The 21893-nt window shown below is 39.9% G+C and carries 17 protein-coding genes, 1 other RNA gene and 1 pseudogene; 2 read left to right on the forward strand and 17 right to left on the reverse strand.

What is annotated here, in order from left to right; translation table 11 throughout:
- The 17 genes and pseudogenes from O3611_RS06340 to O3611_RS06420 all read right to left on the reverse strand — a co-directional run.
- Nucleotides 1–4400, reverse strand: a pseudogene (locus O3611_RS06340) (hypothetical protein); the annotation flags it as partial.
- A gap of 688 nt (nt 4401–5088) precedes the next feature.
- Complete coding sequence (locus O3611_RS06345) at nt 5089–5310, reverse strand: hypothetical protein (RefSeq protein ID WP_049549518.1); 222 nt, start codon at nt 5308–5310, stop codon at nt 5089–5091.
- 178 nt (nt 5311–5488) lie between these two features.
- Complete coding sequence (locus O3611_RS06350) at nt 5489–6154, reverse strand: DNA alkylation repair protein (protein WP_371608125.1); 666 nt, start codon at nt 6152–6154, stop codon at nt 5489–5491.
- On the reverse strand, nt 6155–6787 hold the full coding sequence (locus tag O3611_RS06355) for a response regulator transcription factor (RefSeq protein WP_075230536.1): 633 nt from the start codon (nt 6785–6787) through the stop codon (nt 6155–6157).
- 11 nt (nt 6788–6798) lie between these two features.
- Nucleotides 6799–7797: a sensor histidine kinase gene (locus O3611_RS06360; RefSeq protein WP_371608126.1), complete on the reverse strand. Its 999-nt coding sequence runs from the start codon at nt 7795–7797 to the stop codon at nt 6799–6801.
- The gene (liaF, locus tag O3611_RS06365; protein WP_075230534.1) at nt 7794–8492 is read right to left on the reverse strand and encodes a cell wall-active antibiotics response protein LiaF; all 699 of its coding nucleotides are present in this window, start codon (nt 8490–8492) and stop codon (nt 7794–7796) included. The genes O3611_RS06360 and liaF overlap by 4 nt, the downstream gene beginning before the upstream one ends.
- Nucleotides 8493–8586: 94 nt before the next feature.
- The gene (fni, locus tag O3611_RS06370; protein ID WP_075230533.1) at nt 8587–9588 is read right to left on the reverse strand and encodes a type 2 isopentenyl-diphosphate Delta-isomerase; all 1002 of its coding nucleotides are present in this window, start codon (nt 9586–9588) and stop codon (nt 8587–8589) included.
- A complete protein-coding gene (locus O3611_RS06375; RefSeq protein WP_153225675.1) occupies nt 9566–10579 on the reverse strand; it encodes a phosphomevalonate kinase in 1014 nt (337 codons plus the stop codon). The genes fni and O3611_RS06375 overlap by 23 nt, the downstream gene beginning before the upstream one ends.
- Complete coding sequence (mvaD, locus tag O3611_RS06380) at nt 10566–11519, reverse strand: diphosphomevalonate decarboxylase (RefSeq protein WP_153225676.1); 954 nt, start codon at nt 11517–11519, stop codon at nt 10566–10568. Before mvaD ends, O3611_RS06375 begins: the two co-directional genes overlap by 14 nt.
- The gene (gene mvk / locus O3611_RS06385; RefSeq protein WP_371608127.1) at nt 11501–12379 is read right to left on the reverse strand and encodes a mevalonate kinase; all 879 of its coding nucleotides are present in this window, start codon (nt 12377–12379) and stop codon (nt 11501–11503) included. Before mvk ends, mvaD begins: the two co-directional genes overlap by 19 nt.
- Before the next feature lie 206 nt (nt 12380–12585).
- Nucleotides 12586–13275, reverse strand: a complete 690-nt coding sequence (locus tag O3611_RS06390) for a response regulator transcription factor (protein WP_049510160.1) — start codon at nt 13273–13275, stop codon at nt 12586–12588.
- An 11-nt stretch (nt 13276–13286) separates the two neighbouring features.
- Nucleotides 13287–14711: an NADP-dependent phosphogluconate dehydrogenase gene (gndA, locus tag O3611_RS06395; RefSeq protein WP_003017375.1), complete on the reverse strand. Its 1425-nt coding sequence runs from the start codon at nt 14709–14711 to the stop codon at nt 13287–13289.
- 76 nt (nt 14712–14787) lie between these two features.
- Nucleotides 14788–16251, reverse strand: coding sequence for a cell division site-positioning protein MapZ family protein (locus O3611_RS06400; protein ID WP_371608128.1), 1464 nt, complete (start codon nt 16249–16251; stop codon nt 14788–14790).
- A 12-nt stretch (nt 16252–16263) separates the two neighbouring features.
- Nucleotides 16264–17421: a class I SAM-dependent RNA methyltransferase gene (locus O3611_RS06405; RefSeq protein WP_371608129.1), complete on the reverse strand. Its 1158-nt coding sequence runs from the start codon at nt 17419–17421 to the stop codon at nt 16264–16266.
- 81 nt (nt 17422–17502) lie between these two features.
- Nucleotides 17503–17883, reverse strand: an RNA gene (gene rnpB / locus O3611_RS06410) — RNase P RNA component class B.
- Nucleotides 17884–17901: 18 nt separating this feature from the next.
- Nucleotides 17902–18231 (reverse strand): cell division regulator GpsB, encoded by a 330-nt coding sequence (gpsB, locus tag O3611_RS06415; protein ID WP_371608130.1) that lies wholly within the window; start codon nt 18229–18231, stop codon nt 17902–17904.
- Nucleotides 18232–18300: 69 nt separating this feature from the next.
- Nucleotides 18301–18828, reverse strand: coding sequence for a DUF1273 domain-containing protein (locus O3611_RS06420; RefSeq protein ID WP_371608131.1), 528 nt, complete (start codon nt 18826–18828; stop codon nt 18301–18303).
- A 67-nt stretch (nt 18829–18895) separates the two neighbouring features.
- Here O3611_RS06420 and recU point away from each other — a divergent pair, with 67 nt between their 5' ends.
- Both recU and pbp1a read left to right on the forward strand, forming a co-directional pair.
- On the forward strand, nt 18896–19492 hold the full coding sequence (gene recU / locus O3611_RS06425) for a Holliday junction resolvase RecU (protein ID WP_075232067.1): 597 nt from the start codon (nt 18896–18898) through the stop codon (nt 19490–19492).
- The gene (gene pbp1a / locus O3611_RS06430) at nt 19489–21651 is read left to right on the forward strand and encodes a penicillin-binding protein PBP1A (RefSeq protein ID WP_371608132.1); all 2163 of its coding nucleotides are present in this window, start codon (nt 19489–19491) and stop codon (nt 21649–21651) included. Before recU ends, pbp1a begins: the two co-directional genes overlap by 4 nt.
- Nucleotides 21652–21893 lie beyond the last annotated feature (242 nt).

Below are 21893 nucleotides of genomic sequence, written 5' to 3' on the forward strand. Positions count from 1 at the left end.
GCTGGGGCTTCTGTATCTGGTGTTGTTGGTTTTTTAGTTACAAATTCTGTTAGTGGTTTTTTATCTGTAGAACCATCTGTGTAGGTTACGACAAGATTTCCATCTGCATCTTTTGTGACTGATTTAATCTTACCATCTTTATTAACTGGAGTATCTTTTGCGATATTCGCATCGTCATTTTTCTTGTTGTACTCAAGTTGAAGTTTTTCTTTGATTTTATCTAACTCAGCGTCTGTTACTTTCGTTGGATCTGCTACTTCAACTTTATCAGCTGGAGCTGGAGTTGCAATATCGTACTTATCTGTTTGAGATTTAACGATGAAGTGAACATATCCTGGTGTCTGAGTTGCATTAGGGTTTTGATCTAATGCTCTAAAATCAGTAGTTGATTCTGCATCATTATTATCTTTAGCAACAACAAAACTTGTCCAATGGTTTGGAGCTTTAAGTGTTGTAACACCTGTCATCTTAATAGTAGCTGTAGAACCTGATACAGTACCATCACCATGAGTGACTGCTGAATTCTCGATTTTTCCAGTTGTGAAACCGTAATCTGCCGTATTATCTTTTCCAATACCACCAGGACCACGTACATACATATCTTTAACAGCAGTGTTGTCTGATGCTTTGAATGTTAAATCAGTGTTTTCACCTGTATAAACATAGATTTCTTTCTTAGCTTGATTTGAGTATGGAAGTTCAACTGTTGGAGCTACGTTTACAAATTCTGACAATGGTTTTGTATCTTGAGAACCATCTTTATAGGTTACAACAACATTGTTGCCATCTTTTTCTACTTTATCAACAACTTTTGAAGCATCTTCTACTTCTTGACCTTTTTTGTCAGCTAAACGTGCATCTGGATTGTTTTGAGAATATTCAACTTTAACTTTCTCTTTGATTTTTTCAAACTCTTTATCAGTAACATTGCTAGCATCTGATACGGTTACTTTATCAGCCGATGCTGGAGTTTTGATATCATATTTCTTAGTTTGTGCTTTTAATACGAAAGTTACTGCACCTGGATCAGTTAAGTAAGAACCAACAACCTCTCCATTTTTCTTAGTTTTGGTTGCATTATTAGAAATCTCTGCACCATCTGTATCTGTTGCTGTTGCATAACGTGTTACAAGCTCTAAAGAGTCGTTTTCTGTTTTTGGAAGTCTATCTTCTAAACCTGAAACTCGACCTGTTACTTTAATTTTTGCAGGTGTAGCAGTTTCAGAATTAATTGCTGTCACAGTATATCCATATTCATTATCTTGTTTATCTGGATTCCCATCAATATTATTTAAGGCAATATTTCCACCTTTTTTAAGTGAAGCTGATTTAATTTTTCCAGAATCGTCGCTAAATGTGATATCAACGTCTGCATCTTCACCAGTATAAAGATAAACTTCTTTTTTGTTTGGAGCTGGATCTGAATATGGAATCTCTACTGTTGGTGCAACATTCGTACGTGCAAAATCAGTCAATGGTTTTGTATCTTTAGAACCATCTTTATAGGTTACAACAACATTGTTTCCTTCTTTTTCTACTTTATCAACAACTTTTGAAGCATCTTCTACTTCTTGACCTTTTTTGTCAGCTAAACGTGCATCTGGATTGTTTTGAGAATATTCAACTTTAACTTTCTCTTTAATTTTCTCAAACTCTTTATCAGTAACATTATTAGCATCTGCTACAGGAAGTTTTTCCTCTGGAACCTTAATATCATATTTCTTAGTTTGTGCTTTTAATACGAAAGTTACTGCACCTGGGTCGGTTAAGTAAGAACCAACAACCTCTCCATTTTTCTTAGTTTTTACCGCAGTATTATTGATTAATTCTCCATCAGTATCAGTTGCAGTTGCAAAACGCGTTACAAGATCTAAAGAATCGTTTTCTGTTTTCGGTAATTTTTCTGCCGATATGCCAGAAACTTGTCCTGTTACTTTAATTTTCGCAGGCGTAGCTGTTTCAGAATTAATTGCTGTTACAGTGTATCCATATTCATTATCTTGTTTATCTGGATTCCCATCAATATTATTTAGGGCAATATTTCCACCTTTTTTAAGTGAAGCTGATTTAATTTTTCCAGAATCGTCATTAAATGTGATATCAACATCTGCATCTTCACCAGTATAAAGATAAACTTCTTTTTTGTTTGGAGCTGGATCTGAGTAAGGAATCTCTACTGTTGGAGCTACGTTTTCACGTGCTGGAGTTACAACTACAGTAACTTCAATCTCACCTGACTCTTTACCTTGGCTATCAACAGCTTTATACTTAACTGTGTAAGTGCCTTGGGTATTTGTATCAACTGTCTTAGTTGCAGTGTTTCCATTTACTGAGACAACTTCAGCATGAACCTTATCACCTAGGGTTGCTTGGGCATCATCTTCTTTATCTGCTACTGTAACAAGAGATGCAAGGTCAAGTTGAGCACCTTGTTGAACAGTTTTTGTGTTTCCTTCAACTGCTGATGCAATAGTTGGAGCTTGGTTTTCTACTGAGCGTGATTGCCAGTCAGCCACACTTGAGAAACCACCTTCTACCACGTTTGAAATAGCTGCTACTTCAACACCTGCAATCTTGTCAGCCATTGTAAGGACAATCGTGTCTTGGAACTTACCGTGCTCAACTGATTTGACAGTTGCTTTGTCTGATTTTTGTGATGTCCATGCAGCTGAGGTACTGTCACGTTTAACTGGGATTTCTAGAACTTGACCTGAAGTATCTGTGTAGCGGAAGTAAGCGATCCCTGCATCATGAGGAACCTTAAGAGTAACCTCTTTTTGTCCTGCTACAACTGCAGCTTGGTTAGTAGTCAAGCTTGAAGGTTCAACAGTTGTTACACCAACAGATACTGGTACAGTACGACGGCTACTTTCTTCACCGTTAACTACTTGGCTTACCTCTACTGTTTGACGTGGTTTGATAGTTGTACCATCACCTTGGTTGTTGTTCAAGGCTGTTGGAAGCTCACCTGTAGTCCAGTTACCGCTACTGTCAACAGTGACATTGCCGATGTTTTGCTCTTGACCATCGATATAAATCTTAATAGTTGCACCTGGAACCCCTGTTCCTGAAAGAGTGCTTGAAGTTGAAGCTACAGTTTGAACAGGAACGTTGACAGAGGTGTTGGTCAAGTTTGGAGTCACACTTGGTGCAGCAACCTGACTAACCAGTTGCTTATCATATTTACCTGAGATAGCATACCAGTTGTTTCGTGGTAAGCCTGTTTTAGATTCAACTCCAGCAATATAAGAAATGGTCTGTGATGGGTCTTCAACTACAGTACGGTACTTAATAGTAACCATGCGCGCCTTAGTGTTGTTACCATAACTAAGGACATAAACCTTTTTAGTGTTGTTCATGACACCGCTAAGACCATTTACGTTGTTGTAGTCTCCCCCAACGGTATTCTTGACACGCCACTCAAGTTTATTACCAGCATCGATAAACTGCTGACCTTCTGCAGACGGCGAACCACCTGGTGTAACATTTCCATCCACCCAGCCATCGCGGGGGCCGTAAGCGCCGTTGTTATATTCTGTCACAACTTTATAAGGATCAGATACATTTTTAGGGATTGTAAAGTAGTAGTATCCTCCCATCTTATCGTACTGAGCCTCGTTAAAGGTTACCGTCCACTCCAAGACTGGACGACCTTGACCAGATGGGTCTGTAGCCACTGTTTTTCCATCGACTACCTCATAGTCTCCCAGCTGTCTGTACTCGATCTTAGCACGTTGAGTTGGATCTCCATCGTTTACTGTAGCAGTTCTGTCTTTATAAACGTACTTGATGTCTTTCTCTTCCGAAGAGCGATCTTGAGCACGTTCTTGTCCTGCTGCTCGACGGCTTCTTGACTTAGGTTGAGTGGCTGAAGTTTCTGCTGGAGCTGCCACTTTAACAGTTTGACTTGCTGTCAAGTTTGCAGTTGAACCATCTGCAAAAGTAACAACTACTGATCCATCTGCTTGGACTTGAACATCAGTCGCAGTAGGATTCACACCCTTAACAGCTGCCACTACATTTGCTTTTTCTTCATCTGTCAAAGCTGAAGAATCTGCTACCACTGTCAATGAAGGAAGCTGAACTCCATCTGCTTCCTTAGCTGTTTTTGCTGAGGTAGCTTCTGAACTTGTAGGATGTTCGGCAACCACTGGTGAAGTTGTTGATACCTCCACTGCTGGTGCTTTATACGTTCCTACTTCGTCACTAGAGCTTGCTTCAGCAGCTGAGTTGGCAGTTTTAGTCTCTACCTCCCCAGTATCAGCTGTGTCGGCCTTAACCGTTGGAGCTACCAAGGCTGCACCAACTGCAAAGACAAGCGAACAACCAAACAAGAAATGTTTTCCTTTTTTGATCATTCGCCAGTTCTTCTGCTCTGCATTTTTACGATTAAAATACATTACATTATCTCCTTTTTTTAAAATAACTGCATGTCTTTTACATACAGTTCAATTATACATCTCTTTTAGAAAATAGTCAATTAAAAGAACTTTTGAACTTTCAAGTATTTTATAAACCAAAAACTACATATATAATGTCTTTTATAACTTAATATAGTTATCTAAAAATTCAGTAAAATCAGATTCTACACACATAGTTTTCTTCACTGGACCTTTTAAGACACAAAATTTCAAAAAAACAGAAAATTTACACTAAGTTTTCAGAATGAAAGAAAAAATATATGAATGGAGTTTTTATCAAAGAACAGGAGTGACCCTAAATTTTCTTGAATCTTTTACTACTCAAGAAAAATCAACCTACACTTTTTATTGACAAACCACTTAAGAAAGCTGCTAGTCCAAGTATCTATTTTTAATTTACCAGTCAATCAATGAATCTTCTTATGTTCTAAGAAGCTAAGGGAAGAGTTTTTAATAAATCCTATACTATAGGTGATCGCACACTGAAAATTTCTGCTCTTTTTGATTTTATAGGCTTAAAATGGTGTTTTCTTGTAAAAATATGAGATAGCACCGAGGGATGCCATCGATTACACCTGCTAGAGTCAAATATAGTAGATTGAACCTAGAATAGTACGCTACGGATTCTAGAACACTTCTAGAAATATTTTTTAGCAGTCATAGTGTACTATTCTAGATTCAACCCACTATAAAAGGACTTATACTCTTCGAAAATCTCTTCAAACCACGTCAGCTTCACCTTGCCGTAGGTATGGTTACTGACTTCGTCAGTTCTATCCACAACCTCAAAACAGTGTTTTGAGCTGACTTCGTCAGTTCTATCTGCAACCTCAAAGCAGTGCTTTGAGCAACCTGCGGCTAGCTTCCTAGTTTGCTCTTTGATTTTCATTGAGTATTAGTCCTCTAACTTACTGGTCTAAATCATTTGTCTCTTTTTGCAGTCTGAACAACAGCGCTAGGTTTATTTGACAGACATCTTTCTCGAGATGATACTCTCTACTATCTTGTTGTTAACAAGTTCTACTAGCTACCGCCTATTATGGTTTTTTCTGGTCAGACATGAGTTTTTAGGGCTGTTTGAGGTACTTGCTTGCTTCTTTGATACTAAGTTCAGCCATTCTTTCCTTGTTTTTTTCGATGAAACTTGCTACCCATTCTGGATTGGTCTTAGAGTAGTCTCTTAGAGCCCAGCCGATGGCTTTATTGATAAAAAATTCTGTCTGGTCCAGATTGTTTAGTAGGATTTTTTCCATCAGTCGGACATTCGTTTTGGCTTTTCTTAACAACTGGTGATCAATAGCGACTCGTCTCAGCCAGATATTGTCTGATAGGCTCCATTGGAGGATGATTTCTCCCAGTTCTGGATTGTCATACACCAAACTCCCTACTACTCGATCTAGAATATCTATCGTATCCCACCAGGACTTGGTCACGACTAGGCGCTCAAGCTTGGGCAAATCGCTCTCCGTCAAATAAGTTTGCATAGCTTTCAAATAGTTGGCGCCTACATATTGGTATTCTCTAGCCTCTTTATCCCAACAAGCCTCTACAAAGTCCCAATCGATAACCTTTGTTTTTTTCGCACTTGGAAAGTATTTTTTATAGAGTGCATTCCTTTCAGGCGCCGGAATACCTAGAAAGGAAAATTGATGGCGCATATAAGCTTCCATGGGCCCTGCTTTTTTCAGATCTTTTGCTGCTTCTAATTCTACAAGTAAATCTGTTATACTCATCTAAAAATCCTCATGGCCAACCAAGTGATGCTGAAAGGCATAGACTGCTGCCTGGGTGCGGTCACTAACCTGAAGTTTAGCAAGGATGTTTGAAACATGAGTTTTTACAGTCTTTAAGGAGATAAAAAGCTCATCCGCGATCCGCTGATTTTCATAACCCTTGGCAATCAGTTGAAGGACATCCCGTTCACGCGCAGTCAAGTCCTCATGAAGTTCAATGTGATTGCGGTTGTATTCTACCTTCTTACTTACCTCTTGTTCAATAGCCAACTCTCCAGCCGCCACCTTACGAACAGCGTGCAGCAATTCGTCCGCGCTCGAAGTCTTAAGCATATATCCTCTAGCCCCAGCATTCAAGACTGGCATGATTTTTTCATTGTCAAGATAAGAGGTCACAATCAAGATTTTAGCCTCTGGCCATTCTTTGAGAATAGCAAGTGTTGCATCAATCCCATTGACTTCTGGCATGACAATATCCATGACAATCACATCTGGACGAAGCTCCAAGGCCATGGAAATTCCTTCCGCACCATTGGTTGCTTCTCCTACAACCTCTACATCATCTTGTAATTCAAAATAACTTTTTAAACCCAGACGCACCATTTGGTGGTCATCTACCAATAATAGTTTCATCTTACTTCCTCTTATCTATCCAAATCAAGCAAGGGAATGCGGATATCCACTGCCAAACCTTGCTTGGGAGCTGTTAATAATTGTATAGTCCCAGCCATATCTTCCACTCGTTCTTTGATATTGCGTAAACCATAGCTTAATTCATCAACATCATCTAGCTGAAAACCACGCCCATTGTCTGCGACCTTCAACTGTAATTCCGTTTCCGTTTGATAAAGGTAAACATCTAGACATGAAGCTTGGGCATGACGAAGTGTATTACTAATCAATTCTTGTACAATCCGAAAAATATGTTCTTCAATCTTTTTAGGTAGTGCAGTTACCTGATATTTAAAGCTTACCTTCAATTCACTTTTTTCTTCTAACTCTTTGAGGAGTAGCTGAATACCCTCTACCAAGCTTTTTTGTTCCAGTTCAATTGGTCGTAAATGCAAAAGAAGAATGCGCAAGTCTCTTTGAGCTGTCTCTAAAATGGAAGTCACGCTTTGGAGTTGTGTTTGCATCTTCTCTCTGTCTAATTTGAAAGCTTGTTGACTGAGCCCTGATAAAATCATATGGGCAGCAAAAATTTCTTGGCTGACCGTATCATGTAAATCACGCGCGATTCGCTTGCGCTCCTTTTCAATAATTTCTTCTTCTTTGACCAAGGCCTGATTGTCTGCTTTTTGAATAGCTTCTGTCAACAAACCAAGCTTTCCTGACAAGTTTCTAAAACTTGCGTCTAAATCAGCATCTCCCAGACTTTCAATATCTTTACCAGCTAGCAGACGTTTGAGATTTGCTTGGATTCTTCTTTTTGAAATTTCATCAACAATTGTCCAGAATAGGACTAATAAAAAGGCCAAGGCAGCACTAAACATTAAAGCCAGAAATAGGACTTTTTCTGTCTTTTCTAAATCTTGGAAGAGAGAAGTCCACTCTAAATCCAGAACCTTAAAAATGCTTCGAAAGAGAAAGACAACAAAGAGAAATGAGGTGAGACCAATTAAAATATAGGGCTGTTTTTTCATCCGCGCACCACCTCAACATCTCCAACCATAGTTGTCAAAAGAATCTTGACACTCTTGGGACTCTTGAGATAATCCCTGGTTTCTTGATGGAATTGTTCATTCCGCAAAGCTCGCTTAGGCTGGTCAAAGAAGGTTAAATCTCCGTACAGAGAATTAACACTAAGACTGACTTCTACATCCACTGGTACAATAATTCTAGTAGTGCCGACTAGCTTTCTCAAGATGATGACATTATCATGATTGCTCAAAATCACGTGCTCTAGATGAATGGTATCCTTCCCCATGAGACGAAAAAGGTTGATATCATCAAAGCGGCAAGTCTGGTAGCTTGAAAAGTGGTGGAGATTCCCAAACCAGCGATTTTTCTCCCTCTTCACCGTCACAACTTCTTCAAAAATCAGATTGGTATCTTCTCTTTCCTGGTTCATCATAGGATAAAGCAAGAACAGGCTGTATATCAAGGCCACAAAGATAGCCATAATGACAAAGGGATTGAGCATGATGATAAAGAAAAATAGGATGCTCACTGCCACTAATATGAGGTTATTCCCCTGTCTTCCGGTATAGTATCGAATCAGCAGTAAAAACAAGAGCAAGATCAGCAGAAAACGGGGAAAATGCTCTGATACCATCATAATCAGAGCTCCTGTTAATAAACAAGCTTCAATAAATAGAAAAATTTGAAATTTTCGCATGTAACCGTCCTCTCTATTTTATTGTATCACAAAACCAAAAAGTCACATCAGTCTGAGGAATGATAAAAAGACCGGGACCAAAATCCCGACCTCCTTATAGTTGATCTTTTGCTTCTTTTAATTTTCCATACAGGAGATAGTCGACCTGCTGCAAATCCTTAATCCTTGCACAATTAAGGGCACACATAATCAGACGTAGTTCTTCCTTCCAGCCTTCAACAATAGAAATAACGACATCCACTGGGTAGTTTTCAACTAACTCTAACATGGTGCGTGAGAGTCCAACCGCCTTGGCTCCAAAGACCAAGCATTTGATGATGTCTAGTGGATTGCGAACACCTCCGCTTACCAGAAGCTCCATCTTATCTTTCCAGTCTTGGGCATTTAGAAGGGTTTGCATGGTCGATTGCCCCCAATCATTGAGGTAGTCCCGTTGACCACTGCGACGGTTTTCGATATAGGCAAAGCTAGTTCCGCCACGGCCAGACAAATCAACCGTACGTATCCCCATCTCGTACGCCTTAGCAATGGTCTTCACATCCATGCCAAAGCCGACTTCTTTTAAAACAAGAGGAACTGAGATTTGATTAGCATAATCTTTCAGATTGCTTTGCCATAATCTAAATTGACGTTCACCTTCTGGCATGAGTAATTCCTGCATAACATTAACATGGACTTGCAATAGAAGGGGATTCATCTCTTTGACCGTTTGTAGCCCCAGTTCAACAGACTTATCCAAGCCAATATTGGTTCCAAGTAGAAGGTTAGGGTGACTAGTTTTGACGGAGAAAGAGTCATCTGATGGATCCTTTAGGGCAGCGCTGTAGGAACCTGTCACAAATAAAATCCCACAAGCATCTGCCACCTGAGCCAATTTTTGATTAATTTCTCTGCCCTTATCACTACCGCCTGTCATGGCATTTATATAAAAAGGAAAGTCCCATTTACGCCCTGCAAATTCTGTCGAAAGATCGATCTCATCTATGTCGTATAAGGGTAGTGAGGAGTGGATTAACTCCACCTCATCAAAACTATTATAAGAACTTTTTTGTTCAAGGGCATAGCGGATGTGCTCATCCTTCCGATTCGTCGTCATGTCCTATCCTTTCTTGATACAAGAGCTCAATCCCTAGATTAGCCCAGCGTTTTTTCAGTAATGTGGTCGAATCTTGGTCAAAACTGAGGGCTATTCCACAGTCTCCACCACCAGCACCACTACTTTTAGCGACGGCTTTTAAGTCTCTGCTTGCATCTTTTAATTGTCTGAGCGAAGGTGTGTAAATATCTGAACTCAAGCCTTCTAAGAGTTGGCTAGCTTGTTCTAGCAAGTCAATAACGGTTTCTTCTTGACCTACCTCCAAATCCTTCATCAAGTTAGCTACAATTTCTTTCGAAGCCTGCAAGAAGCTAGCGTTCATATTATCCTTAATTTGCTTGACCATGTGACTAGAGACAGCTACTTCTTTGGTCCAACCAACCAGAAAGTCAAATGTCAAGGTCGGTTTAATACTAGAAATAGAAAATCCCCAATCACGTGCTAATACAGTTGGCAAGTCTTCTTTTTCTAGCCATTGTGCCACTTTCTCACGGTCAAACGACTGATAGAGGACTAGGTCTTCTGAAACGATACAGGCAATATCCCCCATGGAACCATTGTCTCCACGTTTGAGAAGGACTGCACTCGCCAGTTTAAACAAGAGGTCTCTTTCAGCTGGTCTTTCATAGAAAGCAAGCATAGCCTTGATAACCAATACAACGACGCTACCACTAGAACCCAGACCAAACTTCTTGCCCTCACGTTCCATTTTCCCGCGAATATCTAAGGAAAATGGCTGCAAGTCAACCCCTTGATCAGTCAGATACTCCTCCACCAAGGCAACTGTTTCTTGAATAAAAGCATAAGAAGAATCCGGTCGCATATCTACACTATATGTAAACATATCTGAGTAGAGTCGATAAGCATCAGATGTTTTAATCTCAGCCGTCATATAGATGGGGATGGCTTTTATTAGCGCCAACTGTCCTGGTTCTAAAATGGCATACTCCCCAGCCCAATAGAGCTTCCCACAAGTTTTAACAATCGTCATCTTGGCTCAAATCCTTTGTTTTTGAAACGATTAAGCGATAGCGTTGACCTAAAAGTTTTGATAGATGTTCCAAGTCTTTTTCTAAACAAAGAACCTTTACATTAGGCCCCGCATCCATGGTGAAGTAACAAGATTCTCCTTGTTCCCTAAGCTGACGAACAAAATCCATAGCCTCATAACTCGCATCTGTCAGATATGAGAACGGCGGATTTGCAGTTTTTGTCGTAGCATGCATTGCGAGAGCGTTCTTTTCTGTTAATACTCCAACTTTCTCAAAGTCATTTTCCTTGAGATAGACCAGCATATCCTTGTAGTCTTTCTCAGACTGACGAATCCACTCATCAAATGTTGTCGAAGTTTCCACACAGAGTTTCATACCATCCCGACTAGAGATTGGTTTTTTCTGGTCTTCTAAAACCAACATAATCATAGCCAGTTTCAGGTCAGTCTCGACTGGATAAATCTCTCCACTATCCTTGTCCCAAGCTGCCAAAGGTCCATAAAAACTACGAGATGAAGAACCCGATGCAAATTTAGCTTCTAAGGCCAACTCTTTACGATCTAATCCTAATTGGAAATAGGCATTACAAGCTTTGACCAGGGCAGATAAACCACTGGAACTTGAAGAAAGGCCTGCTGCTGTTGGCATATTGTTCTTGGTATCGATACGAACAAAACCTGCTCCTTCAGGACGGTAGCGGTCAATGATTTTACCCATCTTGACATGCTCAGCTTCGTTTTGCAACTGACCATTGATGTAGAAAGCATCCGAGCTTGCATCTGCTGGTAAAGGTGAAAGTGTCGTCTCCGTATACATATTTTCTAAGGTTAGAGAGATACTGCTAGTCGCAGGAACCATCTCTTTTTCTGCTTTCTTACCCCAATATTTGATAATAGCAATATTGGCATAGGAACGTACTGTTACAGGCTTTCGATCCATGTCTGAACAGCTCCTTTCTCTTCTAATCTTTCTGCTAGTTCTTGCGCTTGGCTCTCATTAGCAACCAAGGCGATGATACAGCCTCCTAGACCACCACCACTCATCTTGGCACCTAGAGCACCATGATCGAGAGCAGTTTCAACCAAGGCATCTGCCTCAGGGCTACTAACTCCAATTTCCTTTAGATTTCCATGAGCTTTGGTAAGAATCTCTCCCAGCTTCACGGCATCTTTTGTTTTTATTGCTTCTTCTGCTTCTTGGGTCAATTCTCCCAGTGCATGCAAGAATGGTAAAGCTTCCTTACCTTTACTCTGCACGACCTGGATAGCTTCACGAGTATGTCCATAAACTCCAGTATCTGCAATGACCAGAAAAGCTGATAAATCCATGGTTAATTCTTCAAAACCAACATTCTTGATAAAACGGATAGGTTGGTCACTAAGACAGGTCTTGGCATCCAAACCACTAGGATTCATATGGGCAATCATCTCCGCCCGATTGACCAAAATTTCTAACACGTCATGTGGAAGTTCTGCTTGGTAATAATCAAATACTGCACGAATGGCCGCAATACTAATGGCTGCTGAAGAACCCATTCCACGTTTTTCAGGAATAGCCGAGTCAATTTGACAACGGATGCAAGCATCCTGGATATTTAAATACTCGAGAGAAGCATACACAGCCATAGACAAGGTGTCCTCTTCAAAAAGACGCCATGGTGTCGCTGCTGGAACCACCCTACAAGTCACTTCAACCTCTAAAAGAGGTAAAGAAATGGCTGGGTAGCCATAAACCACCGCATGCTCTCCGATTAAAATAATTTTACTATGTGCCTGACCGACACTAACTTCTTTTGTCATTTAATCCTACTATCAGATGAAAATCATCTGTTTCTAGATAAAATTTTAGAACTTTATTCCTTTCTATTTTATTATATTTTCACAAAAAAAGCGATTGTTTCCTTTCAGTTTCACAAAGCAAAGGATATATTTATGATTTTAATTAAGAAAAACGATTGTCCTTGTTTAAATATTAAAAAAGCAGTTACAAAACTGCAACTGCTTTTCTATTCTTGCATGGTATAACCAACACCACGCACTGTTTTAATGTAGCTCTTTTGACCTTTCACGTCAAGTTTACTACGTAAATAACGGATATAAACATCCACAATATTGGTTTCGGTCGCACTTTCATACTTCCAAACACTTTCCAGCAACTGCTCTCGAGTTAAAACCTTCTTACTTCCCATAAGGGTAGCCAAAAGATCATATTCACGCCGAGTCAGGGCAATCATTTCCTCGCCACGATAGACGGTATGATGTTCTACGTCCATACGCAGATTGCGATAAGCTGTCGGAACTTTCATCTGACTACAGTGTTGGTCGATGAAATCACGCCCTCGGAAGATAGCTGAAATACGACTGACCAAATCATCGATAATGATTGGTTTATAGATGTATGAAACAGCGAAACGCTGGATTGTTTCAAGTTGGTCTTGCAATTCTTCTCGATGGTCCAAGACCATGATCACCGCAGCTGGCTTGGTTCGACTCAACTTATCCGCAAAATCCTGGGCTGTCATATCCCCTAGATGAGCATTCAGTAAAATCAAGTCATAGTCAGTCTGAAGAGCCATGGAGAGGGCTTTTTGTCCCTCTTCTACCTGATCAACTCGGTATTGCTCTTTTTGGAGTTCCAGACTTAAAAAATGAGCTAGATTTCTTTCTTTCTCAAGTAATAAAATCCGTTTCCCCATGGCTGACCTACTTATTTTTCGTCATACCAAGAGTAGTGGAAGGTTCCTTCTTTATCCTTACGTTGGTAAGTGTGGGCACCAAAGTAGTCACGTTGTGCTTGGATCAAGTTCGCTGGAAGATCAGCTGAACGGTAGCTGTCAAAGTAAGTGATAGCTGCTGAGAAGGTTGGTACTGGTACACCAGCTTGAACAGCAAGAGCTACGATATCACGAACAGATTGTTGGTACTTAGCAGTTACGTCCAAGAAGTACTCATCCAAAAGAAGGTTAGCAAGATCTGCATCACGGTTGTAAGCATCTGTAATCTTTTGCAAGAAACGTGAACGGATGATACATCCATCGCGCCAGATAGATGCGATGTCCGCAAATGGCAAGTTCCAGTTGTTTTCTTTAGAAGCTACACGCAATTGCGCAAAACCTTGTGCGTATGAGATGATTTTTGAAAAGTAAAGAGCTTGACGGATTTTTTCAATCAACTCAGCCTTGTCGCCTTCAAATTTGAAAGCAGCTGGTTTTGGAAGCACCTTGCTAGCGTGTACACGTTCTTCTTTGTAAGTAGAGATGTAACGCGCAAATACTGACTCAGTAATGAGTGACAATGGCACACCAAGATCAAGAGCTGATTGACTAGTCCATTTACCAGTTCCTTTGTTTCCTGCAGCATCCAAGATGTAGTCTACGATTGGTCCATCTTGACCTTCATCGTCTTTGCGTCCAAGGATATCAGCTGTAATTTCAATCAAGTAGCTGTCCAATTCACCCTTGTTCCACTCAGTAAAGATTTCAGCCATATCTTCTGCAGAAAGGCCAAGCAAGTGTTGCATAAGATCGTAGCTTTCTGCGATCAATTGCATGTCACCGTACTCGATACCATTGTGGACCATTTTTACATAGTGACCAGCTCCATCAGGACCGATGTAAGTTACACATGGTTTACCATCTTCTGGAGCTTTAGCAGAGATTTCTTCAAGAACATCTGCTACCAAGTCATAAGCTTCTTTTTGTCCACCAGGCATAATAGAAGGACCTTCAAGGGCACCTTTTTCACCACCAGAAACTCCAGTACCGATAAAGTTGATACCTGAATTAGCCAATTCTTCATTACGACGGATGGTATCTTTGTAGAAAGTATTCCCTCCATCAATCAAGATATCACCTTTATCCAAGTGTGGAAGAAGGGCTTGGATGGTCGCATCTGTACCAGGTCCTGCTTGAACCATAAGCATGATACGACGTGGTTTTTCAATTGAGTTTACGAAGCTTTCGATATCATAGCTTGGCACGAAGTTTTTATCAGGGTGGCAAGCAATCACATCTTCAGTTTTTTCTTTACTACGGTTATAAATAGCAACTGTATAACCACGAGATTCAATATTAAGGGCAAGGTTACGACCCATTACGGCCATACCAACAACACCAAAGTTAGCTTTTGTCATGTGACACTCCTCTTGTTTAATATGTTTTATTTTATCATGTTTATCTGTGAAAAGAAAGAATTTTGTAACAATTTGACTAGTAGTCTAAATCATCCGCATGTCCAGAACCATTCCCTACAAAGTAACCTGTCTTACAATTAAGGGTAAAGAGATAGGTACCATCTGGTTTATAAAGATTATAGTAGCCATTACCATTAACAATATTCACAGGTTCCAAAATGTATTGGTTGCCTGTAATGTAGCCACGCGCACGCGAAGTCTCAAGAATGCGTTCAAGGACACCATCTGCAAAAGTCCAAGCAGGATCACTACTATCACTTACAGCTGCTTGATTGTACGGTACTCGACTGACACTTCTTTGTAGGTTCACACCATTGCTTGTTAGTCCACTATTTAGGATATTACTTGCTGAGGCTGTTTCACCTGCTGAAGTTGATGCATTAGCAGAGCTGCTAGCATTGCTTTCAGTTGCAGAACTTGACTCTGCTTGGCTTGATGAACTTGACTGACTACTGCTTGAGCTTGTAGAACTTGAAAGTTGACTTTTACCGAGACTAATAGCCTTAGCTAGCAGTTTATCAATTTCAGTATTCCCAGTCTTAACTTCGGTAAATTTAGCATCTGCCTTTACTTTAGCATTTGTATTTAGAACACCATCTGTAATAGCTGGTGTTTCAAATTGAGCATTAACATCTTGTACCGCTTTGATTTGTGTTTCAAGACTATCGTATTTTGATTTGGCAAGAGTATGCTCACTAGCTCCCTCAAGTTTATCTAAAAGCTCTTTGAGCTGACTCAGCTGACTAAACTGACTATTTTTTAGGGCAGTTTTATTCTCATCAGTATAAAAAGTATCATAAAGACTGTTAAATTGATTGAGAATTGCTTGATTACTTACCAAACCTGCATCAGATGACTGAGACTGAATTTCTTGGGAAGAACGCGTAATCTGACGATAAACATAGTAGCTACCCCCAATAATCAAGACAATAATCGCTAAAAGAGCTGACAAGATGAACCACAGTTTTTTGCGTCGTGGCTCATCTTCTGCTTGAGCAGAACGAGATAAGGATTGATGTTCCTCTTGCAAAGCTTCATCATCCTCTGCAACAAGGGGCTCAGTTTCAGATTCCACTAGGTTTTTATCCATAAGCAAGGTTTCTTCAAGGGGTGGAAGGAGAAATTCTTCCATTGCTACTCCCTCTTCTTCAGCAGCAATCTCTAAGTCAGGGATTTCTTCTACTGGTTCAACCTCTTCATCAATTGTTTCTTTGGCGTCTTGAAGCAAATCATCTAGACTTCGAAGTTCCTCTTTCTTCGCCTGAATGTTAGTAAATTTATCAGCTTCGATTTCTTCACGGTGTTGTTTAATGTATTTGTCCAAAATGGTATCATCAGGAGTTACTCCTGCTTCGATTTCTTCATTTTTTCGAATAACCTGTCCAACCGTCAAATCCTTAGCTTCCTCAAAATCAAACTGAGGTTCTTGGGAGGTTTTCTCAGGTTCTACAATTTCTTCTTTTTTATCCTTTGGATCCATGGTAACTCCTTTCTAATCTACGGGGTTTCTTTTAACACGTTGACCAAAATATTGATATAAATCAACTTTCAAAGTACCATTGTAGAGTTTTCGTTTTTTGTCCGCCTGACTACCATATTTGCTTTCAAAAGCTTCGTCACTAGTCAGGATAAATTTACTCCACGTCTTGAGAGGCTCAAAAACCTCACCCATTTCAGCATAGAGCTTGGTAACCCCTGCATCATCTGACAAGCGTTCACCATAAGGCGGGTTAGAGATAATCACCCCATTGATCTTATCCGTACGCAAATCCTGTACGCGCATCTGTTTAAAGAGAATATCTCCAGATACTCCTGCTGCCTGGGCATTTGCCTTGGCAATTTCTACCATACGACCATCGATATCACATCCCATAATATCCAGTTCAATCTCTCGATCTATCTGCTTACTTGCCTCAGTTCTGACTTCTTGAATCAAGCGGTCACTGACCCAGTTCCATTCTTCAAAGGCAAAGGAACGACGTAAACCAGGCGCCATCTTGCGCGCAATCATAGCCGCCTCAATACAAAAAGTTCCCGAACCACAAGTTGGATCAATCAAAGGCTTATCAGGGTACCAGTTAGAAAGTTGCAAAATCGCAGCTGCCATATTTTCTTTGATCGGAGCTCCACCTTTTTCAGTACGGTAACCACGTTTAAAGAGACTTGACCCAGTTGTATCAATCATAACAGTCGCTATATCTTTCAAAATGGAAACTTCAATCTTGAACTCTGGACCATTCTCCATCAGGGGAACACCTTCTGGTCGTGCATAGTGTTTTTGTAGTTTCTTAACAACTGCCTTTTTAGAAATTGCCTGCACACTTGGCTCATTGTGTAATTTTGACTTGACACACTTAGCCTTGGCAATTGGGAAACGGGCCCCAAGTGGGAGATAGTTCTCCCAATCTAGAGCAAAAACACCTTGGAAGAGTTCTTCAAATGTTTTTGCAGGAAAAGTTCCCACAACAATTTTGATTCTATCTGCAGCTCTTAGCCACAGGTTAGTTTGGATAATCGCTTTAACATCACCTTGAAAACGAACACGCCCATTTTCAACCTGACAATCATAACCCAAATCTCTTACTTCACGTCCAACTACAGCTTCTAAACCCGCCGCAGCAGTCGCAATTAAATTAAATGTTGTTTTCATTTCAGTCTTTTATAGACCTTTCTTTATTCACTTTAAAAAATGAGGTTGAGAATATATCTCAGCCCCAACCTATATGCAATTTTCTATAAGCCATGTTTTGTTCCAGAAGTGACTAGGACCACTTCCTTCGATAATCATCTGTCTACCACTAGCAGCTCTAGCTGATAGCAGTCAGAGTACTACGTTCGTTTCCGCGCACTCCATGCCCCGACCAAAATTTGGGTTGCTAGCTTGAGGGGTTTACCGCGTTCCACTCTCCCCGTTTCCAGAAAGACTTCGTCACTGTGGCACTTTCAAGCCTACTCTGACCTATCCAAAGACTTAGCCATTTCAACTGCCGTAACGATTTCTCGTCCCTAGGCTTATGGTTTCGCCTAGCACAAACACTACAGGCATCACAGCCTGTGCTAGCATGGACTTTCCTCATGAAAAGAAATTCTCTTCACGCGATTATCCAAAAATTGCACAACAAAATCATTCTTAGAAATCAGAATTATCCAAGATTTGTTTGCCAAACACTTCTTTTTCAAGACGATTCAAACGTTTCAAAATATCAAAGTTTGTCATAGAAGTTGTACTTCCATGATCTGCTGATTCAGAAGTTGCTGATGTCACTTGAGGTTTTTTCGCCAATTCTTCTTTGAGCTCCGCGATTTCTGAACGCAATGATTTTACTAATGCTGCATAAGTTTCATAATCCTTGATGACATCATCCAAGAATTCATCAACCTCTGCTTTACTATATCCACGTACTTCTCTTCCAAAATCCTGCTCAAAAATATCTTTTGCTGTAAAAATAATACTTGCCATGTCTCTCTCCATTCTCAGTTGCTAGTATTATTATATAAAAAAAGGCAAACAAAAAGCAAGGTCAAAGGCTCAATTTTCGGAAAAATTTTCAGCTACTTCGTTTAATTCCTCAAATGTTAATCTTTTTGTAATATAGTTGTCTTTCTTTTTCATCAGTTCGTAAAAATACTTCAGTTTTGTTTCATTTTCTTCATCATAAAAAAGATAGGCTCCATCTGTATTTTCAAGTAAGAAAAGTTGATAATCTCGTAATTGACCCTTGTGCTCGTAGTTTGGATAGGCGTACTTAACAAAATCAACTTGTTTAAATTCACTCAGTTTGACCTGATTCCCCTCATTCCAGTTTGCCCCATGAGTCTCAAAATCAAAGATAGTTGCAAGTTGGAAACCAAAGTCATCTTTCATATCTCTGGCCACCTCTAAAACCCAGTGTTCAAATCCCAGAGTTCCCGTAAATACCAACCATTTCAACCCTTCGTCTGCCATTTTTTCCAAATCTCTACGAATAGCTTTTTTAATAATTTTTAAACGAATATCTTTGTCATTAAACAATCCTAAATCAAAGCTAGAATAGCCTAAAACCAAGGCTGTATGCATTTTTTCACCCTTTCTGTGCACTTTTATGGTATAATAGAGTGATGTTATTGTACCAATAAGGAGAATTATGGTCAACTATCCTCATAAACTTTCATCGAAAAAAAAACAAGAAGTCACCTCACAAATTAAAAATTTCGCAAATCGTGGGATGACCTTTGAAAAGATGATCAATGCTACAAACGATTATTATCTGACACACGGTTTAGCTGTTATCCATAAGAAACCAACTCCTGTTCAGATTGTCCGCGTAGACTATCCTCAGCGTAGTCGTGCTAAGATTGTTGAAGCTTATTTTAGACAAGCATCGACTACCGATTATTCTGGAGTTTATGAAGGGTTTTACATCGATTTCGAAGCTAAGGAAACTAAGCAAAAACATGCCATTCCGATGAAGAACTTCCATCCTCATCAGATTCGGCATATGGAACAAGTCCTTGAACAAAAAGGAATTTGCTTTATCCTTCTTCATTTTTCTTCTTATCAAGAAACGTATTTATTGCCGGCACTTGACCTCATCCGTTTTTATCATCAGGATATGGGGAAAAAGTCAATGCCGCTTGACTATATCAAAGAATTCGGTTATGTGATTGAGCAGTCTGCTTTTCCACAAATTCCTTACCTTGATACAGTCAAACAACATTTACTAGGTGGTAAAACAATATGAACAAACAAACTATCTTGCGCATCGTTAAATACCTCAGCATTGTTATGATTAGCTTATTTATCGTAGCTTTCCTACTTGGCGGTGGTGTATTTCTTTACTATGCAAACAAGGCTCCTGAACTCTCTGAAAGCAAACTTGTTGCAACCACATCAAGTAAAATTTATGATAGCAAAAATGAACTCATCGCAGATTTAGGTGCTGAACGTCGTGTCAATGCTCAAAGTAGTGACATTCCTACTGATCTTGTCAATGCGATTGTCTCTATCGAGGATCATCGCTTCTTTAACCACAGAGGAATTGATAGCATTCGAATAGCAGGAGCTTTCCTACGTAACCTTAGTAGTAATGGTGGTCTTCAAGGGGGATCAACCTTGACCCAGCAGTTGATTAAGCTGACTTATTTCTCAACATCAACAGCTGATCAAACCCTATCCCGTAAAGTTCAAGAGGCTTGGTTGGCTATCCAGCTAGAGCGAACTGCAACTAAGCAAGAAATATTGACCTATTACGTCAATAAGGTCTACATGTCAAATGGTAACTATGGTATGCAGACAGCTGCGGAAAACTATTATGGTAAGGACCTCAAAGACTTGTCCATCCCACAACTTGCACTCTTAGCAGGTATGCCACAGGCTCCAAACCAATACGATCCCTATTCTCATCCCGAAGCAGCCCTTGAAAGACGAAACCTCGTTTTGTCAGAAATGCAAAAGCAGGGCTACCTTACCGCCGAGCAATATGAAACAGCAATCAATACCCCAATCACAGATGGACTTCAAAGTCTAAAATCTGTTAATAGCTATCCACAGTACATGGATAACTATCTTAAAGAAGTTATTGACCAAGTAGAGCAAGAGACAGGTTATAATCTATTAACAACAGGTATGGAAGTCTATACAAACGTCGACCAAGAGGTACAAAAACGCCTTTGGGATGTTTACAATACAGACGAATATGTTGACTATCCAGATGATGACCTTCAAGCTGCTTCTACTATCGTTGATGTTACAAATGGTAAAGTCATCGCTCAACTTGGTTCTAGACACCAATCAAGTAATGTTTCATTCGGTATCAACCAAGCCGTCGAAACAAACCGTGACTGGGGTTCTACTATGAAACCTATCACAGACTACGCTCCTGCACTTGAGTACGGAATCTTCGACTCTACTGCAGCAACGATTAATGATGCCCCTTATAACTATCCTGGAACAGACATTCCTGTCTATAACTGGGATAAGACCTACTTTGGAAATATCACTCTCCAGTACGCAATTCAACAATCTCGTAACGTACCAGCCGTTAAAACACTTGAAAAAGTTGGATTAGACCATGCTAAGACCTTCTTAAATGGTTTAGGAATTGATTACCCATCAATGGTATACGCAAATGCTATCTCAAGTAATACAGTTGAATCTCATAAACAGTACGGAGCAAGTAGTGAAAAAATGGCTGCTGCCTATGCTGCCTTTGCTAACGGCGGTATCTATCACAAACCAATGTATATCAATAAAGTTGTCTTTAGTGATGGCAGTTCAAAAGAGTTTTCAGACCAAGGTACTCGCGCCATGAAGGAAACAACCGCCTACATGATGACAGAAATGATGAAAACCGTATTAACTTACGGAACTGGTCGTGGAGCCTACATGTCATGGCTTCCACAAGCTGGTAAAACTGGTACTTCAAACTATACAGACGATGAAATTGAGAACTACATTAAGAACACTGGGTATGTTGCTCCAGATGAAATGTTCGTAGGATATACCCGTAAGTATTCAATGGCCGTTTGGACTGGTTACTCAAACCGTCTTACTCCAATCGTAGGAGATGGATTTAGAGTCGCTGCAAATATCTACCGCTCAATGATGGGATATCTGTCAGAGGATGATCATCCTGGTGATTGGACAATGCCTGAAGGTTTGTATCGTAACGGAGAATACGTCTTTAAGAACGGTGCTCGTAACAACTGGATTCCACAGTCAACTCAAGCAAGTTCGACAACAGAGAGCTCAAGTTCAAGTACAACTTCAACAACTGAAAGTCCAATCTCTTCGAATGATAATACGAATGGCACTACCAATCCAAATGCCTCAGTACCAAACACAACTACAAATAGTCAACAACAAAATCCAGCCCCACAAAATACACAAGGGCAGCAATAAAATATAAAAAACTGAGGATTTATTCTCAGTTTTTTGTATGCAGTTTTTTATGGTGGAATCTTAATTTCTACCAGGTCAAACTTTTTAAAAATATGTAGAGAAACAACTGAACAGGTTAATATCTCAATCGCAACCTTATCCCAAACACAAGTTAAATAGTCGGGAAAACTGTTTAAAATTATAGATAAAAGATATCTTACTTTTATGTAATACTGGAGCGTGACTTAGAATGTCTGTTCTAC

Origin of the sequence: Streptococcus sp. 27098_8_91 (assembly GCF_041432385.1) — a bacterium.
In the GTDB taxonomy this organism is placed as follows: Bacteria; Bacillota; Bacilli; order Lactobacillales; family Streptococcaceae; genus Streptococcus.

Bases quoted from the DNA above. Each gene is read 5' to 3' on its own strand.
- O3611_RS06405 (WP_371608129.1), bottom strand. From the start codon at position 17,421: ATGAAAACAACATTTAATTTAATTGCGACTGCTGCGGCGGGTTTAGAA.
- O3611_RS06375 (WP_153225675.1), bottom strand. From the start codon at position 10,579: ATGACGATTGTTAAAACTTGTGGGAAGCTCTATTGGGCTGGGGAGTAT.
- mvaD (WP_153225676.1), bottom strand. From the start codon at position 11,519: ATGGATCGAAAGCCTGTAACAGTACGTTCCTATGCCAATATTGCTATT.
- O3611_RS06400 (WP_371608128.1), bottom strand. From the start codon at position 16,251: ATGGATCCAAAGGATAAAAAAGAAGAAATTGTAGAACCTGAGAAAACC.
- O3611_RS06350 (WP_371608125.1), bottom strand. From the start codon at position 6,154: ATGAGTATAACAGATTTACTTGTAGAATTAGAAGCAGCAAAAGATCTG.
- gndA (WP_003017375.1), bottom strand. From the start codon at position 14,711: ATGACAAAAGCTAACTTTGGTGTTGTTGGTATGGCCGTAATGGGTCGT.
- fni (WP_075230533.1), bottom strand. From the start codon at position 9,588: ATGACGACGAATCGGAAGGATGAGCACATCCGCTATGCCCTTGAACAA.
- O3611_RS06360 (WP_371608126.1), bottom strand. From the start codon at position 7,797: ATGAAAAAACAGCCCTATATTTTAATTGGTCTCACCTCATTTCTCTTT.
- O3611_RS06420 (WP_371608131.1), bottom strand. From the start codon at position 18,828: ATGCATACAGCCTTGGTTTTAGGCTATTCTAGCTTTGATTTAGGATTG.
- recU (WP_075232067.1), top strand. From the start codon at position 18,896: ATGGTCAACTATCCTCATAAACTTTCATCGAAAAAAAAACAAGAAGTC.
- O3611_RS06390 (WP_049510160.1), bottom strand. From the start codon at position 13,275: ATGGGGAAACGGATTTTATTACTTGAGAAAGAAAGAAATCTAGCTCAT.
- liaF (WP_075230534.1), bottom strand. From the start codon at position 8,492: ATGCGAAAATTTCAAATTTTTCTATTTATTGAAGCTTGTTTATTAACA.
- pbp1a (WP_371608132.1), top strand. From the start codon at position 19,489: ATGAACAAACAAACTATCTTGCGCATCGTTAAATACCTCAGCATTGTT.
- gpsB (WP_371608130.1), bottom strand. From the start codon at position 18,231: ATGGCAAGTATTATTTTTACAGCAAAAGATATTTTTGAGCAGGATTTT.
- O3611_RS06355 (WP_075230536.1), bottom strand. From the start codon at position 6,787: ATGAAACTATTATTGGTAGATGACCACCAAATGGTGCGTCTGGGTTTA.
- O3611_RS06345 (WP_049549518.1), bottom strand. From the start codon at position 5,310: ATGAAAATCAAAGAGCAAACTAGGAAGCTAGCCGCAGGTTGCTCAAAG.
- mvk (WP_371608127.1), bottom strand. From the start codon at position 12,379: ATGACAAAAGAAGTTAGTGTCGGTCAGGCACATAGTAAAATTATTTTA.